The organism is Leifsonia naganoensis, assembly GCF_013410615.1.
Classification (GTDB): Bacteria; Actinomycetota; Actinomycetes; order Actinomycetales; family Microbacteriaceae; genus Leifsonia; species Leifsonia aquatica.
The window spans coordinates 2316250-2333458 of sequence record NZ_JACCHJ010000001.1 but is presented as its reverse complement, the minus strand read 5'-3'; the positions used below and the strand labels follow the sequence as shown (position 1 = coordinate 2333458).

13 protein-coding genes are annotated in these 17209 nt (G+C 71.8%); 5 read left to right on the top strand and 8 right to left on the bottom strand.

Going from position 1 to position 17209, the window contains the following annotated elements; all coding sequences use genetic code 11:
• Window positions 1-2 precede the first annotated feature (2 nt).
• From HNR14_RS11305 to HNR14_RS11295, 3 genes are all read right to left on the bottom strand, one after another.
• Window positions 3-917, bottom strand: coding sequence for an arginase family protein (locus HNR14_RS11305; RefSeq protein WP_179701123.1), 915 nt, complete (start codon window positions 915-917; stop codon window positions 3-5).
• 95 nt (window positions 918-1012) lie between these two features.
• Window positions 1013-4429, bottom strand: coding sequence for an efflux RND transporter permease subunit (locus HNR14_RS11300; protein ID WP_179701122.1), 3417 nt, complete (start codon window positions 4427-4429; stop codon window positions 1013-1015).
• Window positions 4430-4527: 98 nt separating this feature from the next.
• Complete coding sequence (locus HNR14_RS11295; protein ID WP_021765314.1) at window positions 4528-5214, bottom strand: TetR/AcrR family transcriptional regulator; 687 nt, start codon at window positions 5212-5214, stop codon at window positions 4528-4530.
• 106 nt (window positions 5215-5320) lie between these two features.
• Here HNR14_RS11295 and HNR14_RS11290 point away from each other — a divergent pair, with 106 nt between their 5' ends.
• The gene (locus HNR14_RS11290) at window positions 5321-6256 is read left to right on the top strand and encodes an SDR family NAD(P)-dependent oxidoreductase (protein WP_179701121.1); all 936 of its coding nucleotides are present in this window, start codon (window positions 5321-5323) and stop codon (window positions 6254-6256) included.
• Here HNR14_RS11290 and yczR read toward each other — a convergent pair.
• Window positions 6223-7701, bottom strand: a complete 1479-nt coding sequence (yczR, locus tag HNR14_RS11285) for a MocR-like transcription factor YczR (protein WP_179701120.1) — start codon at window positions 7699-7701, stop codon at window positions 6223-6225. The genes HNR14_RS11290 and yczR overlap by 34 nt on opposite strands.
• 63 nt (window positions 7702-7764) lie before the next feature.
• On the opposite strand from yczR, the gene yczE reads away from it, so the two are divergent.
• Window positions 7765-8676 carry a membrane protein YczE gene (yczE, locus tag HNR14_RS21375; RefSeq protein ID WP_179701119.1) on the top strand — a complete coding sequence of 304 codons (912 nt, stop codon included), beginning with the start codon at window positions 7765-7767 and terminating at the stop codon, window positions 8674-8676.
• A 53-nt stretch (window positions 8677-8729) separates the two neighbouring features.
• Complete coding sequence (locus tag HNR14_RS11275) at window positions 8730-9899, top strand: MFS transporter (protein ID WP_179701118.1); 1170 nt, start codon at window positions 8730-8732, stop codon at window positions 9897-9899.
• A gap of 94 nt (window positions 9900-9993) precedes the next feature.
• Here the strand turns inward: HNR14_RS11275 and HNR14_RS11270 are convergent, their stop codons facing one another.
• Window positions 9994-10755: a MerR family transcriptional regulator gene (locus HNR14_RS11270; RefSeq protein WP_179701117.1), complete on the bottom strand. Its 762-nt coding sequence runs from the start codon at window positions 10753-10755 to the stop codon at window positions 9994-9996.
• Window positions 10756-10939: 184 nt separating this feature from the next.
• On the opposite strand from HNR14_RS11270, the gene HNR14_RS20655 reads away from it, so the two are divergent.
• On the top strand, window positions 10940-12034 hold the full coding sequence (locus HNR14_RS20655) for a hypothetical protein (protein ID WP_218876061.1): 1095 nt from the start codon (window positions 10940-10942) through the stop codon (window positions 12032-12034).
• A gap of 138 nt (window positions 12035-12172) precedes the next feature.
• Complete coding sequence (locus HNR14_RS11260) at window positions 12173-12706, top strand: GNAT family N-acetyltransferase (RefSeq protein ID WP_179701116.1); 534 nt, start codon at window positions 12173-12175, stop codon at window positions 12704-12706.
• A 39-nt stretch (window positions 12707-12745) separates the two neighbouring features.
• On the opposite strand, the gene HNR14_RS11255 is transcribed toward HNR14_RS11260, so the two are convergent.
• The 3 genes from HNR14_RS11255 to HNR14_RS11245 all read right to left on the bottom strand — a co-directional run bounded on the left by HNR14_RS11255 (window position 12746) and on the right by HNR14_RS11245 (window position 17095).
• Window positions 12746-14011, bottom strand: a complete 1266-nt coding sequence (locus HNR14_RS11255; protein WP_313544210.1) for a Glu/Leu/Phe/Val family dehydrogenase — start codon at window positions 14009-14011, stop codon at window positions 12746-12748.
• A 117-nt stretch (window positions 14012-14128) separates the two neighbouring features.
• Window positions 14129-15607: a serine hydrolase gene (locus HNR14_RS11250; protein ID WP_179701115.1), complete on the bottom strand. Its 1479-nt coding sequence runs from the start codon at window positions 15605-15607 to the stop codon at window positions 14129-14131.
• A gap of 123 nt (window positions 15608-15730) precedes the next feature.
• On the bottom strand, window positions 15731-17095 hold the full coding sequence (locus tag HNR14_RS11245; RefSeq protein ID WP_179701114.1) for an NAD-dependent succinate-semialdehyde dehydrogenase: 1365 nt from the start codon (window positions 17093-17095) through the stop codon (window positions 15731-15733).
• Between the last annotated feature and the right edge of the window lie 114 nt (window positions 17096-17209).

Sequence of the window (17209 nt, the reverse complement as noted above, 5' to 3'; positions counted from 1 at the left end):
GCTCAGGAGGTGCGCGACGCCACTCCGGCAGCTGCCTCCAGCACCAGCAGTGCCGCCAGGCGTACGGTTCGCTCGTCGGCGGCGTCGGCCGTGGCATCCACCTCGGCGATGTCGAGCGACCACACGAGGGGGGACGCTGCGGCCAGGCGGGCGACCCGGCGCAACTCCCACGCGGCGAGGCCACCGGGCACGGAGGCCGGGCACCCCGGAGCCACCGAGCGGTCGCACACGTCCACGTCGAGATCCACGTGCACCGGACCTCCCGCCGCCCCCGCGATCTCCAGCGCCTCCGCAATCACGTCCTCCCAGGGCCGCCCGTGCAGTGCATCGCGCGTCACGACCGTGATGCCGAGGTCGGCCGCACGCCGCGTGTATTCGGCGGAGTTGGCGAAGTCCGCGATGCCGATCTGGACGATGCGCGCACCCGCGAGCCCGGCCTCCACCAGCCGCCGCACGGGCGACCCGTTCGAAACCCCGTCGCGCAGATCGTGGTGGGCGTCGAGCGTGATCAGCCCGGCCGTTCCGAGGTCGGAATCGTACGCGCCCAGCGCGGCGGGAACGGTCAGCGCGTTGTCCCCGCCGACCGCGACGGTCAGGGTCGAGCGGGCGACGGCCGCGCGCATGGCGGTGGTCGCGCGCGCCTCCCCCTCCTCGCCATCCGGCTCGGCCACATCCCCCGCGTCGGTCAGCCGGAGCCCCTCGACGGCGAGCCCCGCGGCGTGCTCCGAGTAGCGGCGCAGGGCCGCGCGCACGGCGGCCGGCGTCGCGTGTGCTCCCGTCGCCGACAGCGAGGTGCGCCAGGTCGGGATGCCGAGCAGCGTCAGGTCCGCGCGCTCCCCCTCCGGCAGCGCGTCGAACCCCGGCCAGTCACCGGCCCGGGGCCACAGGGGATCGACGGACAGCGCGCTGGTGCTCATAGCGCGACGATACCGAGCGGGGGACGCGCGGGCCGATGAGCCCGCGCATCCCCCGTCTGGGATCCCGGACGATGTGTCGATCGCCCGGGACGCTCTCAGAGCTGCTGGCCGCCCGCGGGCGGGGTGAACACCGGCGGCTGCGGGCCGGAGACCGGCACGACGCCGCCGGTCTCGCTCGGGCCTCCCGTGACGGGCTCGCCCGCGCCGGGTCCACCCGTCGAGCCGTTGCCGCCACCGTCGCCGCGCTTCGCTGCCCGCCTCGCCTCGCGGCGCTCGCGCCATCCCATCACCAGGTTGTAGAGGGTCGGCAGCACGACCAGCGTCAGCACCGTGGAGGAGATCAGACCGCCGATCACGACGATCGCCAGCGGCTGCGAGATGAAGCCGCCGTGCCCGGTGAGGCCGATCGCCATCGGGGTGAGCGCCGCGATGGTCGCGAGCGCCGTCATCAGGATGGGGCGCAGACGGCGGGAGGCGCCGTGCACGACGGCCTCCGCGACCGAGAGCCCTCGCCTGCGGTACTGGTTCACCAGGTCGATGAGCACGATCGCGTTGGTCACCACGATGCCGATCAGCATCAGCACGCCGATGAGGGAGGCGACGCCGAGCGGGATGCCCGAGACGATCTGCAGCAGGATGGCGCCGGTCGCCGCGAACGGCACCGAGACCAGCAGGAGGACCGGCTGGAGGAGCGAGCGGAATGTCGCCACCATCACGATGTAGACGATCAGGATGGCCGCCAGCAGCGCGAGGCCGAGCTGCGCGAAGGCGTCGGTCTGGCTCGACGAGACGCCGCCGATCTTCGCCGTCGCACCCTCCGGCAGGTCCGCCTTGGCGAGGGACTTGGTCACGTCTCCGCTCGCGACGGAGAGGTTGTCGGTCGCAGGAGTCGCCGTCACGGTGGAGGTGCGCAGGCCGCGCTCGGAGGTGACCGTCGCCGGCCCCTTCGCCTCTTCGACGGTCGCCAGCGTGCTGAGCGGCACGACACCCGTCGCGGTCGGGATCTGCAGGTCCGCGAGCGCGGCGACGGTCGTCGGCGCGTCCGAGTTCTGGATGTAGATCGTCAGCGTCGTGTTGTCGATCGCGACCGTTCCGGCCTGGGTCGGCTGCATCGCCTGCGAGACGATGGTGCCGACGGCGACCTCGCTGAGGCCCGCCTCCGCCGCCTTGGTGCGGTCGACGGTCACCGCGATGTACGGCAGCGACGCGCTCAGGTTGTCGGTGACCTGCTTGAGCGACGAGTGCTTCTTCAGCTCGGCGACGACCGAGTCGGTCGCCGTCTGCAGCTCCTCGCTCGTGCTCGCGGTGATGTCCACCTCGATGTCGCTGGAGGCGCCGAACCCGCTCTGCGACGACACCTGGATGGTGCCCTGGTCCTTGATGGAGCCGAGCTCGCTCTCGATGGTGTTCTGCAGCTTCTCCTGATCGGCGTCCGGGTCGGTCGTGATCGAGAAGGTCGTGCCGCCTCCACCGCCCCCGGCGAACGCGTCGCGGAGGGAGGAGCCGCTGGAGCCGATCGACACCTGCACGGTCTCGACGCCCTTCGTGTCGAGCAGCTTCTGCTCGACGGACTTCGCGGCGTCGTCCTTCGCCTGCAGGCTCGCGCCGGGCTCCAGGGTCTGCGTGATCGTGAGCGAGTTCTGGCCGCTCGCGCCAAGGAAGTTCGTCTTCATCAGCGGAGCGAGGAAGCCGGTCCCGATCAGGACGACGAGCGCGATGATCATCGTGATCGCCGAGTGCTTCAGCGTCCAGCGGATGATCGGCAGGTAGCCCTTCTGCAGGCGCGACGGGTGCTCGAGCTCGTCGTGACCGGAGGCCGCTGCCTCCTCGACGGTCAGGTGCGCCGCCTCGTCGTCGGCCGCGCCGCCCTCGTGCTTGCGAGCCTTCGGTGCACGCAGGAACCAGTAGGCGAGCACCGGCACGATGGTCAGCGCCACGAGCAGCGACGAGAGCAGCGCGATCGTCACGGTGAGCGCGAACGGGCGGAACAGCTCGCCCGTCACATCGCCGACGAACGCCAGCGGCAGGAACACCGCCACGGTCGTGATGGTGGAGGCGGTGATCGCGCCCGCGACCTCCCGGACCGCGCGGACGATCGTGACCGCCCGGTCGGCGCCGGGCACCAGTTGTCTCTTGATGTTCTCGATGACGACGATGGAGTCGTCGACCACGCGGCCGATCGCGATCGTCAGCGCGCCGAGCGTGATGATGTTGAGCGTGTAGCCCGTCGCCCACATCACGACGAACGTGATGAGCACGCTGGTCGGGATGGAGATCGCGGTCACCAGCGTGGAGCGCACCGACAGCAGGAACACCAGGATGACGATGACCGCCATCAGGAGGCCGAGCAGTCCCTCCTCGGTGAGCGAGTTGATCGACTGGGTGATGAACGGCGCCTGGTCGAACACGACGGTGATCTTCGCGTCGGAGCCGAGCTTCTTCTGGAGGTCGGGGATGAGCTCCGTCACGCCGTGCGAGACCTCGACGGTGTTGGCGGAGGGGAGCTTCGTGACCGCGATCGTGAGCGCCGGCTTGCCGTCGACGCGCGAGATGGAGGTGATCGGGTCGTCGGTCTCCGCGACCGTGGCGACGTCGCCGATGGTGGGCGGGGTGGTCGGCTCGGCTGCGGCGGCGGCTGCGGCCGCGGCCGCGGCTGCAGCGGATCCCGACGCACCGGTCGCGCCGGTCGTGGCCCCGGTCGCACCAGTGGCGCCGGTCGCACCCGTCGCGCCGGATGCCCCGGAACCGGACGCGCCCGCGCCCGCCGTCGCGCTCCGCACAAGCGGCAGCGCCGCGATGTCGTCGACCGACGTGAGCTGCTTGCCCGACTGGATGGAGAGGGTCTTGCCGTCCTCGGTGATCGAGCCGCCGGGGAGCAGCACGCCGTTCTGCTGCAGCGCGTCCTTCACGGCCGAGCTGCTCAGTCCCGCCGCCGCGAGCTTCGCCGCGTCCGGGGTGATGGTGATGCGCTGGCCGACCTCGCCGACGAGCTGCGCGTCGTTGACGCCCGTGACGTCCTTGAGGTCCGGGAGGGCGAGCTTCGTGATGTCGTCGGAGAGCGTCCGCTGGTCGCCGTTGCTGCTGACCGCGAGCTGGATCACCGGGAGGTCGTCGATGCTGCCCGAGACCACCTGCGGCTCGACGCCCGAGGGGAGGTTCGACTTGATCTGGTTGATCGCGCGGTCGATCTTCTGCTCGGCGGTCGCCAGGTCGGTGCCGTAGGTGAACTTCGCCGTGATGATCGACTGGTTCGTGCTGCTCACCGAGGAGGTGCTCTCGAGGTCCGGCACACCCTGGATGGCGGCCTCGACCGGGGTGCTCACGTCGTTGTTCACGACTTCCGGGGACGCGCCGGGGTAGGTCGACACGACGGCGAGCTGCGGGAAGGAGATCGACGGGATCAGTTCCTGCTTGAGATTGGCCAGCGCGAGACCGCCGAACACGGCCGCCACGATGGTGACGAGCGCGATCAGCGCGCGGTTCTTCATGCTGAGCACAGCGAGAAAGTGCACGGATGTTCCCCTCAGCGGGTGTGGATGCGGACGTGCGGCATCGATGACGCAGGTCCAGCATCTCATTGCACAAGGTGCAAGTTCCTCATGCCGTGGTACTACTTCGCGGCGGAGCCTCCACCCGCGCCCACCCGGCCGGCGCGCAGCCCGCGGATCACGACCGCGACGCCCGTCCGGAGGCTGGACGCGAAGTCGAGCCGGTACCGGGCGAGCTCCGGGTCGAGCGCGTAGGCCTCTGCCATCCCGGGCGACACCCGGCAGCTTGACCAGACGCCGCCGATGGCGAGCGTGACCGCCCCGACGAACACGAGGGCGTCGGACTCGTCGCTGCCGATCCAGGGCGCTGCCAGCGCGGCCAGCCGCGCCGCCGAGGTGAGCATCCCCCGCTTGTAGGCCCGGGCGACCTCCCCCGAGATGTTGTGCTCCAGGATGCCCGGAGCGCTCGCGCAGAGCTCGGCCAGCACCGGCCGCTCGGCCACCGTCTCGGCCACCGCGGCGGCGAGGGAGCCGGCCGAGCGCTCGGGCGTCGCCGCGAGACGCTCCTCCAGGGCATCGAGCCACTCGCGGAACTCGCGGTCGTAGAGGTCGAGCAGCACGGCCTCGCGCGACTCGAAGTAGCGCAGCACGTTCGACTTGGCGAGACCGACGCGCCTCGCCAGCTCGTTGAGGCTCAGGTCGGCGACGCGGGTGTCGCCGAGCATCGCGCGGGCGGCGCTCAGGATGTCCTCCCGGCGCTGCGCGCGCTGCTCGACGCTGCGCGCCCGGCTGAACGTCGCCTGTGACACCGGGAACCCCCTTGCTAACAGACCATCGGTCTATTACTGTCCGTAACAGACCACCGGTTCATTATTTCACGATCAGCCGGACATCCACGGCACGACGGAGGATCTCATGTACACCGTTCCCGACCAGACCGGACGCAACATCGTCGTGACCGGTGCCAACAGCGGCACGGGAAAGGAGGCGACGACCCGGCTCGCCGCGGCCGGCGCGCGCGTCACGATGGCCGTGCGCTCGCTCGACAAGGGCGAGTCCGCGCGCCGTGACATCCTGGCTCGCGTGCCCGGCGCTCAGCTGGAACTGCGCCGCATCGACCTGGCCGATTTCGCGAGCGTCCGCGCCTTCGCCGAGGGGATGCTGGCCGACGGCGAGCGCATCGACACCCTGGTCAACAACGCCGGCGTCATGGTCCCGCCGAAGCGGACGGTGACCGTCGACGGGCACGAACTGCAATGGCAGAGCAACTTCCTCGGCCCGTTCCTGCTGACGAACCTGCTGCTGCCGCGCATCCTGGAATCGCCGTCGCCGCGCGTCGCGACGATGTCGAGCGGCACGGCGAACTTCGGCGGCATCCATTTCGACGACCTCGACTCCGAGCGGCGCTACCGCGCCGGCCGCGCGTACGCGCAATCCAAGCTCGCCGACCTGCTGATGGCCCTCCACCTCGCCGCGCTCTCGGAGGAGCACGGCTGGGGTCTCCTCAGCACCGCAGCGCACCCCGGCTACACCCGGACGAACCTGCAGACGGCAGGACGCAATCTCGCGCGGAGCGAGGACAAGGCCCTGCAGCCCTCGCGGCGCACCCTCCTCCCCTCGCAGGGGGTCGAGCAGGGAGCGGAACCCCTGCTTTTCGCCGCCGCCGATCCCACCGCCGCGCAGGGCGCGTACTACGGACCCGACCGCTGGGCCCTGACCGGCCCGACCCACCGGGCCGCCCTGCCCCGCAGCGCCCGTGGGCGCGACCTGCCCGCTTCACTCTGGGCGGTCGCCGCGAGCCGGACAGGAGTGGACGCTCAGACCACGTTGGGCAGCGCCGCCGCGTCGTAATACGGCGCCGGCTCGTTCGCCGCGACGGCCCACGCCCGCTTCAGCGCGGCGAACGCGCGCTCGGTCTCGTCCACCGAATAGGTGATCGGAATGCGCAACGACCGCTCGAACGCGCCGTCGAGCCCGAACCGGGGGCCGGCCGCGATCAGCAGGCCGTGGTTGCGCGCGGCGAGCGCGAGCGCGGAGCTGACGGGGGCGCCGATCCCGACCCAGGCGGCGAGACCGCCGTGCTGGGTGGGCATCGTCCAGTCGGGGAAGGTGGAGGCGATCAGCCGCCGCACGGTGTCGCGCCCCTCCCGCAGCTGCGTGCGCCGCTCCTCCACGATCTCCGGGATCTGCGGCAGCATCCGTGCGACCACCAGCTGCTCGATCATCGGCGTGCCGAGGTCGGTGGACGGCTTGGCGGCGATCAGGCGCTGCACGAGCGGGCGGTCGGCGCGGATCCAGCCGATACGCAGACCGCCCCAGAGGCTCTTGCTCGCCGAGCCGATGAGCAGCACGGGCGCTCCGCCGGCCGCGCGCTCCGCGTAGACGGGCATCGGGAGGTGCTCGCCCCGGCGGTCGATGTCCAGGTCGCCGGTGGTCTCGTCCGCGACGACGATCGTCCCCTGCGCCGCCGCCGCCGCGAGCACGCGCTCCCGGGTGGCCGGCGACATGGAGGCGCCGGTGGGGTTGTGGAAGTCGGGGATGAGGTACGCCAGCGCAGGATTCGCGCGACGGATCGTCTGCTCGATCGCGTCCGCATCCCACCCGTCGTCCTCGGTGCCCAGTGCGTGCGGGCCCTCCTCCGGTGGCGTCACCGTGATGGGGACGAGGCGGGCTCCCGCGAGCCGTAACGCCTCGGTGGCGTGCGGGTAGGTCGGCATCTCGACCAGCGCGCGGTCGCCGCGGCCGAGGAAGGTGCGGGCGATCAGCGCGATCGCCTGCTGCGCGCCGACGGTCACGAGCACCTGGTCCGGGTCGGTCGGGAGGCCGCGCTCGGTGTAGCGGGCGGCGATCGCGGCGCGCAGGTGCGGGAGGCCGACCGGGTCGTACCCGGAGTCGGGGAGGAAGTGCGGCAGCTCCTCGGCGGCGGCGCGCGCCGCGGCCGGGAGGGCGGTGGCCGCGGGCAGGGCAGCCTTCGTGAAGTCGAGCATCCCGTCGCCGCCACCGGTGGGCAGCGCCAGTGCCGGGCCGGGGAGCCGCGCGACGCTGCCGGAGCCGCGGATGCTGTCGACGAAGCGGCCCTCGCGCAACTGCCGGTAGGCGGCCGCGACCGTGGTGCGGCTGAGGCCGAGGCGGCCCGCCAGATCGCGCTCGGCCGGCAGGCGGGTGCCGATCGGGATGCGGCCGTCGAGCACCAGCAGGCGCACGCGGTCGGCCAGTTCCTGATACTGCGAGCCGGTTCCACGCCACTGACCGAGCAGGGTCTCCAATGAGCGGGCGGTGAGCTGGGGATCCGACATGCATGCCACCTTAACCGAATTGGCATCTTGATGGAAGGCCAATCGAGCGATTGGATTGTGAAGGTGACCACTCGACTCCTCCTGACCCGGCGCCTCGTCCAGCTGCTGATCGGCCTCTTCCTCTACGGGATGGCCATCGCGCTGATGGTGCGCGCCGCGATCGGGGTGTCGCCGTGGGACGTGCTCGCGCAGGGCCTCTCGATCCACAGCGGCTGGGCGTTCGGACTGATCACCAACGTGGTCGGCCTCGCCGTGCTGCTGCTCTGGATTCCGCTGCGCCAGCGCCCCGGTCTCGGCACGGTGCTCAATGTGCTGCTCGTCGGGCCGAGCGCGCAGTTCGGCCTGTGGGTCATCCCACAGCAGACGGAGCTGTGGGCGCAGATCCTGGTGTTCGTCGCAGGCCTCGCCCTGCTCGCGGTGGCGACCGGCCTCTACATCGGAGCCCAGCTCGGGCCGGGCCCGCGCGACGGCCTGATGACGGGTCTCCACGCCCGCACCGGCTGGCCGATCTGGGCCGTGCGGACGGGCATCGAGATCGTGGTGCTCATCATCGGCTGGTTCCTCGGCGGCAATGTCGGCATCGGAACGCTCGCCGAGGCGCTGCTGATCGGACCGCTCTGCGCCATCACCATCCCGTTCTTCGCCATCCGGCTGCCGCGGCTCGCTGCAACGGCCGCGCCGCTGGAGGGCGAACTCGAAGGCACGGCCGTGCAAGGGGCCGGCCTTCGGGACGAGCAGGATGCCGCGCGTGTCGACGTGCGCGACGGCATCCTGCTCGAGTCCGATGCCGCCGCCCGCGGCCGGTTCGCCGACCACGCCGACGGCCCGCTCGTCCGGCGGGTGCAGCCGGATCGCGCGCCGGCCGAGCGTGCAGAGGCCGGCGACGCGGCGGAGGAGGCGCGCCCCTCCCGCATCATCGCCGCGCACTGGCTCGACGACCGCCTGAACGGGCGCACCCGCACCCGCCGCGCCTAACTCCGCCCGCGCCCTCTCGATGCAGCCCCGGCGACGGGAGTACGGTGCGTCGAGTGCGGGGGAGGCGGAGCGGACTGGCGGTCTACGTCGCCGCGGCGTGCCTCCTGCGGGGCGCCGACGCAGCGGCGGTCATCGGCGTCGTACTGCTCGCGCAGCAGCACCGTCTCGGTGCCGGAACCGGCCTGCTCGCGGCGTGCATCACCCTGCCGCATCTGCTCGGTCCGGTCGCCGCGCAGCTGCTGGATAGAACGCACGCCAAGCGCGCCGTGCTCGCCGCGGCGGGCGCCCTCTACGGGCTGGCGCTGGCCGTCGCCGTTCCTGCGATCGGTACCGCGCCGTGGCTCGGCGCGATCGCCCTCCTGGTCGCCGGCGCGGCCGGTCCGCTCCTGACGGGAGGGATGAGCAGCCAGCTCGCCGGGATCGTCGGCGGCGACGCCGTCGCGCAGCGCCGCGCTCAGAGCGTCGACGCCGCCACCTACGGCATCGCGGGCACGGCCGGCCCCGCGGCGATCGGTGCCATCGCGGCGACGGCCGGTCCTGCCGTCGCCGTGGTCTGCGCGGCTACGGCCGCCCTCGTCGGCGCCGCGCTGGTACTGCTGCTCCCCCGGCCCGACCGGGAGGGCCGCGACCACCCGGCCCCCGCCGTCAACATCCTGCAGGCCATCGGGATGCTCGTGCGCGTGCCCGGGCTGCGGCGCACCACGGTGGCGACAGCGGTGACCGCGATCCCGCTCGGAGCCGTCCCGTTGATCGCGGTGGCGACGGCCGCCTCCCTGGCGCAGCCTCCCGCGCAATCCGCGACGCTGACGGCGGCGTACGGCTTCGGCAACCTCGCGGTCTCCCTCGTGCTGATCGCCGTCCCCCTCCGCGGCGAGGCCGACCGGCTCGTGCTACGCGGGACGCTCGGGGTGCTCGGGATGCTGGCGGCCGGCCTCCTGGCCCTCACCTTCCCGCTCGCCATCGTGGTGTACGCCGCGCTCGGCGCGGCGACCGGGGTGCTGTTCACGGCCAGTCTCGCGGCGCGCACCGCGTACGCGCCGCACGGCGCTGAAGCCCAGGTGTTCGTCACGATGGCCGGCATCAAGGTCGGCTTCTCGTCGCTGGGCGCCGCGCTCGTCGGCGTGCTGCTGCCGCTCGGCTCGACCGCACTCTTCGCCGGGTCCGCGCTGCTCGTGCTCGCGACCGCCGCCGCCTTCGTGCTCGATCGCCGCCTCTCGCGCTGAGCCGCGCGCGCCTCAGCGCCACCGAGACGGCACGAATTCGCGCGAAAAGCGCCGAGGAGGCGGACAATCCGCCTCCTCGGCGCTCGCCGGACGCCTACGCGAGGTGGGCGGCGGCGTACACGCGGAGGGCGTCGCGGACGAACTCCGCCCCCTCCGCCCCTCCGTAGTTCGCGCCGAAGCGCGGGTCGGCGACGTACATGTCACCGAGGCCGTTCAGGTAGGCGGCCGGCGGACCGCCCGCTCCATAGCCGGGGGTGCCGGGCACGTCGGCCAGCCATTCGGCGTGCCGCCGAGCGAGCGCCTGTGCCTCCGCCGACTCCGGCGCGACGCCGCTCGACGCGGCGGAGATCCAGTCGGCGGCGAGCCGCTCCTGGCGCTCCTTCCACCCCTGGCGCTCCTCCGGCGTCATCCCGCGCCACCACCGGTCGGACGCCGCGTACGCCTCGCGTCCCCAGCGCTGTTCGACCTCCTCCTTGTACTGGGTGTGGTCGAACCCGTCGAACATCTCTTCAGCCATGATCTCCGCTCCTCTCTCCACGGCGTGAATGGTCGTCTCGACCGACGCGATCTGCCGCGCCAGCCTGTCCTGCTCGCCGCGCAGCCAGCCGAGGTGGTCGCGCAGCGCCGGCACCGCATCCTCCCGGTCCGCGAGCACCCGGGCGATGGCCGGCAGGCCGAGTCCCAGGTCGCGCAGCAGCAGGATGCGTTGCAGCCGCACGAGGGAGTCCCGGTCGTAGAACCGGTAGCCGTTGGCCCCGACGCGGCTCGGCCGCAGCAGACCGATGTCGTCGTAGTGCCGCAGCGTCCGGCTCGTCGTGCCGGTCATGCGGGAGATGTCCTGGATGGACCAGTCCATGCGCGGCTCCTCTCTCGTGTGCACGGAGATCACGCTAGATCTTGACGTTACGTCAAGGTCAAGCGGGCGGGGCAGACCCGGAGCAGGATGTCGGTGCCCGCCCGGATGCGCCGTCGCACCGTTCTGTTAGCGTGGCCCACGGGGGCGATCGCGCCTCCGGCAAACCGTGGAAAGGCGTGCGACCGTGACGACACCTGGCATCCGGAACAGTGCGATCGGCGGGTGGGCCCCGCGCGTGCTCATCGGGGCGGTGATCCTCGCAGCGCTGCTCTCGATCGGATTCGTGCTCTTCGGCGTGAGCGGCGAGACCCTCGGCCGCGTGATCGCGACCAACATCACCCTGGTCGTCTTCGCCCTGCTGGTGTGGCTCGACTCGCTCATCGGCCGGTTCCGCCCCTCCTGGTTCGAGCTGTCCTCGCTCGCGGCCGACGCCTACCTGCTCCTGCTCTGGATCGGGATCATCTGGCTCAGCCCGTTCACGGTCGGCGACCAGTTCGGCGCCTTCTTCCTCGGCATCGGCACCCTGCTGTGGGTGCGCGCGATGCTCGGGCTCGGCGACCTCCTGCGCCTGATCTGGAACCGCTGGCGCAGCCGCCCGACCGACATCTTCGCGGTCGTCGCGCTGGTCGCGCTCGCCCTCATCGCGGTGCTCGTCACCCTCCCGGCTCCGCACTCGCTGAACACCCTGTGGGACTACGAGTTCTACGGCCGCGTCATCGGCGCGATCAGCATCGTCGCCGGCGTCTGCTTCGTGCTGGTGCCGTTGTGGGGACTGCTCGGCTCGCGCGAGCAGCGTGCGGCCGGCCACGCGACGCCCGGCTACGCGGCGGCGGGCTACGCTCCCGCCGGCTACCCGCAGGCCGGCTACGGCCAGCCGATCCCGGCCGCTCCCGCGTTCACGGCGCAGGCTCCGGGAGGCTACGCGCAGACTCCGGGAGGCTTCCCTCCCGCTCCGCAGGCGGCTCCGGCCCCGGCGGCACCCGCCGAGGCCGCCGCTCCCGCCGCACCGGCTGCACCGGCCGCCGCCGCTCCGTCACCCGCTCCGGTCGCCGAGGCACCCGTGCCGGCAGCACCGCCGACTCCGGCCTCCGCGACCACGTCCGCCCCGCAGCGCCCGCTCGCCTGGCCCCACTTCACCGACGGCACACCGCTGGCCGCCGGCCCGGACGGCCGCCCCGACTTCGCCGCGGTGCCCGCCGGCAAGCAGCTCGGCTGGCCCCTGCACGTCGACGGCACTCCCGTCCCCGCCGCGCCGGACGGCACCCCGCTCTACCGCTGACACCCCCGAGAGGTGAGTCGTTGCGGGTGCGCACCCCTGCGGACCCGCAACGACTCACCTTTCGCGCGTCCGGGAAGAGGTGCGAGGGTGTTGGCGTTGCGGTTCAGGCAACCACTTGGAACAACACGAGGAGAGCGGATGAGCGCCACGGAGACGGCACCGACCACGACACCGGATGACGGACTCGTCATCCGCCTGGCCGACCCGGCGGAGTACGCGGCCATCGGCGAGCTCAGCTACGCGGCCTACCGCAACGACTACACGATCAGCGACGGCTACCGCGCCCAACTGCTCGACACGGCCGGTCGCACCGACGAGTACGAGATCTGGGTCGCGGCGGATGCCGACGGCACCCTCGTCGGCACCGTCTCCATCCTGCGAGACGGCTACCACCTGGGCGGCGCGCTGCGCGACGGCGAACTCTACTTCCGGCTGCTCGCCGTGAGCCCCGACGCCCGGCGCCGCGGGATCGGCGCACGCCTCACCGCATTCACGCTCGACGAGGCCCGTCGCCGCGGCTACCGGGCCGTGGCCCTCAACAGCGGCGAGCACATGACCGGCGCCCACGCCCTGTACACCAGCCTGGGCTTCGCCGCCGATCCCGAGCGCGACATCCACATCCACGACGACGGCCAGGCGATCACCGTCCACCTGTTCACGCGCGCGGTCTGAGCCCGGGAGCCCGCGCTCCCGGACCCGAGCACTCGCGGCTTACGGGTACAGGCCCCGCAGCCGGTGCGCTTCGGCGACCCGCTCCACGGCGAGCGCCGTCGCGGCCGCGCGCAGCGTGAGGTCGCGCGAGCGGGCGGAGGCGAGCACGTCGCGCCAGGTGGCGAGCATGCGCTCTTCGAGCTTCGCCTCCACCTCGTCGACGCGCCACCAGTACGCCTGATTGGCCTGCACCCACTCGAAGTACGAGACGATCACACCGCCCGAGTTGGCGAGGATGTCGGGGACGACGAGCTGACCGTTCGCGGCGAACACCGCGTCCGCGCCGGCTGTGGTCGGACCGTTGGCGCCCTCGACGATGACACGAGCGGTCACGCGTGGCGCGTTCTCCTCGGTGAGCACGCCCTCGACGGCGGCGGGGATGAGGAGGTCGACGTCGAGCTCGAGCACCTGGGCGCTGTCGGCCGCGTCGGCGCCGATGTAGCCGACGACCGAGCCGGTGGCGTCGACGTGGGCGGCGAGCCGCTCGGGATCGATGCCCGCGGGGTTGTGCACCGCGCCGTACTGGTCCGCGATGCCGACGACGCGCACGCCCGCCTCGTGGAGGAAGAAGACCGCGTCGCGGCCGACCTTGCCGAAGCCCTGCACGACGGCCGAGGCGCCCGCCGGGGTGATCCCGCGGTGGCGCAGGGCCGCCAGGGCGATGTGGACGACGCCGCGGGAGGTGGCGCTCGCCCGGCCGAGCGAGCCGCCCAGGCTGAGCGGCTTGCCGGTGACCACGCCGGGGACGGTGTAGCCCGAGACCACCGAGTAGGTGTCCATGATCCAGGCCATGGTCTTCTCGGACGTGCCGATGTCGGGCGCCGGGATGTCGCGCTCCGGGCCGAGGATGGGCAGGATCTCGCTGGTGTAGCGACGGGTCACGCGCTCCAGCTCCGCCTCGGAGTGGAGGCGCGGGTCGATGCGCACCCCGCCCTTGGCGCCGCCGTACGGGATGTCGACGAGCGCGCACTTCCACGTCATCCACATCGCGAGGGCCCGAACCTCCTCGAGCGTGACGTGCGGGCTGTACCGCAGGCCGCCCTTGGCGGGACCGCGGGAGAAGTTGTGCTGCACGCGGTGGCCGGTGAAGACGGTGACCGTACCGTCGTCCCCCCGCAGGGGCACGGCCACGGTCATCTCGCGACGCGGGGTGGCGAGCATGTCGCGTATCCCCGCGTCGTATCCGAGCGTCGCGATCGCGCCGTCCAATTGGGCGATCGCCTCATCCAGCGGGTTCGCTTCCGTCCGATCCAACGTCAGGGCCACGGCTCCTCCTCAAGCACTTGTGTGAGGCCCACGGTACGTATCCCGCGTCGCCGATGCGTTCGACGCCCTGTCGATTCCGGACAGCGCGGATAGACGTCGTGGCGAACGTCGCCGCGGTTACCGGGAGGCGGCGCCGTGCTTTCGACGCCGCACAACGAGGATGCCGCCGGCGATCACGAGCATCCCTCCGCCGAAACCGGCGAGGAGCGGTGCCGACCCGCTCGATCCGCTCTCGGCCAGGACGTGCGTGCGACCGTCGCGGTGGTCGCCGTGATCGCCGTCGCCGGGGACATGGTCCGGTCGCGGCTCGAAGTTCAGGATCAGCGAGAGCAGCTCGATGCCGGGCTCGCTGTCGACGCCCTGCGGACGCCCCTGGTTCCACATCGTGGTGACGCCCACTCCGCGGCTCGGGGCGAGCGTGGTGTCGGTGCTGAACCCGGCCGTTCCGCCGTTCTTGAACGCCCAGTCCGTGCCCATGCCGTTCGAGGCCGCGGGGTACAGCTGCCAGCCGAGTCCCATCTGGAAATCCGTGACCGGCTGACACGACGCGGGATCCGGCTCCGAGCACATGGTGGTGATGGTGCTGACGGGACGGAGGGTGTCCGTCATCGTCCGCACGCCGAGCGGTGCGCCCGCAGAACGATAGCCGAGGTGCGCCTCGACCCAGGTCGCCATGTCGTCGGCGTCGGAGACGAGCCCGCCTTCTCCGGCGAGGGCGTTGGTGTCGTCCCAGTAGAAGGTGGGGGTGTTGTCGGACGCGTACGGCGTCGCGATGGTCGGTCCGGTCCCGAGCAGGGTCGAGGACATCCCCAGGTCGTCGAGGAACGCGCCCTGCAGCGCGGGCAGGTACGCGGGCGGGTCGGTCTCCGGGGTCGGCGCGATCACGTTCGCGAGGATCGTACCGAGGAGGCCGAACCCGAAGTTCGAATAGAGCCAGTTGGTGCCGGGCTGCCACAGCAGGGGGTTGTCCGCCAGGCCCCGCCACAGCATCCTCTGCGTGTAGTCCGGCTGGGGATTGATGCAGGCGGGGTCGTTGTGGCACGGCTCCCAGTAGTTCTCGGGCGAGTCGGGAAGGCCTGCCTGATGTGTGGCCAGATCGCGGAGCGTGATCTCCGTCGTGGCGCCGGACTGCGGGTCGGTCCACACCGGCACGGTGATCCCGGCCGGTGCGTACTTCTGCACCGGGTCGTCGAGCGACACCCGCCCGGCGGCGACGAGGGAGGTCAGGAGGTCGGTGGTGAAGATCTTCGTCTCGGACCCGATCTCGAACTGCGTCGACGAATCCACCGGCGTCGCGGACCCCAGCGTCGGAACCCCGACGGCGAATCGGGTGACCACCGGTTCGGCACCTCCGGGGGCCGGTGTCACGACGGCGACGGACATCCCGGCGATGCCGTACTTCGCCTGGAAGGACGCGATCTTCTCCTGGATGCGGTCGCGCAGCTCGGGCGTCATCTCCACCGCCCGGTCGGCCGTGTGAGTCGATGCCTGAGCGGGCGCGGTGCCGACGGCGACGACCACGCCGATCGCGACCGCCGCCGCACCGATCATCGTCCGGAATCGGCGCCCACGCCGACGCGAGCTGCTCCTGATCACGTTCCGCCCCTCCCCGGGTGACTTCAGCGATCTCATACTGCCCGATATGAGTCGTCGCCCGGAAGGGGATCGACGCAGGACGGCCGCCCCGGAGGTCCGGGACGGCCGTCGTGCGCAGCGGGATCAGCCGATGCGGATGAGCTTCTTGTTGACGAACTCGTCGGCGCCGAAGCGGCCGAGCTCACGGCCGGAGCCGGAGCGCTTCACGCCGCCGAAGGGCAGCTCGGCGCCGTCGGCGAGGACGAGGTTCACGAAGACCATGCCGGCCTCGATCTGGTCGGCGACGCGGTGCGCCTGCTCCTCGTCGGTCGTGAAGAGGTACGAGCCCAGCCCGAACGGGGTGTCGTTGGCGATGCGGACCGCGTCGGCCTCGTCCTTCGCGCGGAACACCTGCGCGACCGGTCCGAAGAACTCCTCCTGCGAGGCCGGGTTCTCCGGGGTGACGCCGGTGAGCACGGTGGTCTCGAAGAAGGCGCCGTTACGGCCGCCTCCACGGACCAGGGTGGCGCCGTTCTCGACCGCGCGGTTGACCTGGTCCTCGAGGTTCTCCGCCGCGCGCAGCGACGAGAGCGGGCCGAGGGCCGACTCCTCGCTGGTCGGGTCGGTGGCCTCCACCTCGGCGAGCTTGGCGGTGAACTTCTCGAGGAACGACTCGTACAGATCGTCGGCGACGATGAAGCGCTTGGCCGCATTGCAGGACTGGCCGCTGTTGTCGAGGCGGGCGTCGACCGCGTTCTGCACGGTTCCGTCGAGGTCGTCGGTGGACAGCAGGATGAACGGGTCGGACCCGCCGAGCTCCAGCACGACCTTCTTCAGGTTGCGGCCGGCGATCTCGGCGACGGCCGCACCCGCGCGCTCCGAGCCGGTGAGGGAGACGCCCTGCACGCGGCGGTCGGCGATGACCTTCTCGATCTGGTCGTGGCCGGCGTAGATGTTCACGTACGCGCCGACGGGGAAGCCCGCGTCGAGGAAGATCTTCTCGATCGCCGCGGCCGACTCCGGGCACTGCTCCGCGTGCTTGAGCAGGATGGTGTTGCCGATCACCAGGTTGGGTCCGGCGAAGCGGGCCACCTGGTAGTACGGGAAGTTCCACGGCATGATGCCGAGCAGCACGCCCAGCGCCGAGCGCCGCACGACCGCGGTGCCCTCGCCGTCGAGCAGCGTGATCGGCTCGTCCTCCAGGAACTCCGACGCGTGGTCGGCGTAGTACTCGTAGATCGCACCGGCGAAGTCCACCTCGCCGAGCGCCTGCTCGACCGGCTTGCCCATCTCGCGGACGATGATGTCGGCCAGCTCCTGGCGGCGCTCCACGTGCAGCTCTCCGACGCGGCGGATGAGGGCGGCGCGCTCCTCGACGGTGGACGACTTCGACCAGCCGCGGTAGGCGTCGCTGGCGGCGGTGATCGCGGCCTCGAGCTCGGCGTCGCCGATGGGCTCGAAAGTCTTCACGGTCTCGCCGGTGGCGGGATTGGTCACGGCGTAGCTCATGGCACTCCTCTTCTGCGATGAATGGCGTCAGGCCCTCTTGCGACCCTACGCGCCATCCGCGCGGATCGCCTCGACACGACGTCCGAGTTCTCAGACCGGGACCGACACAGTGTA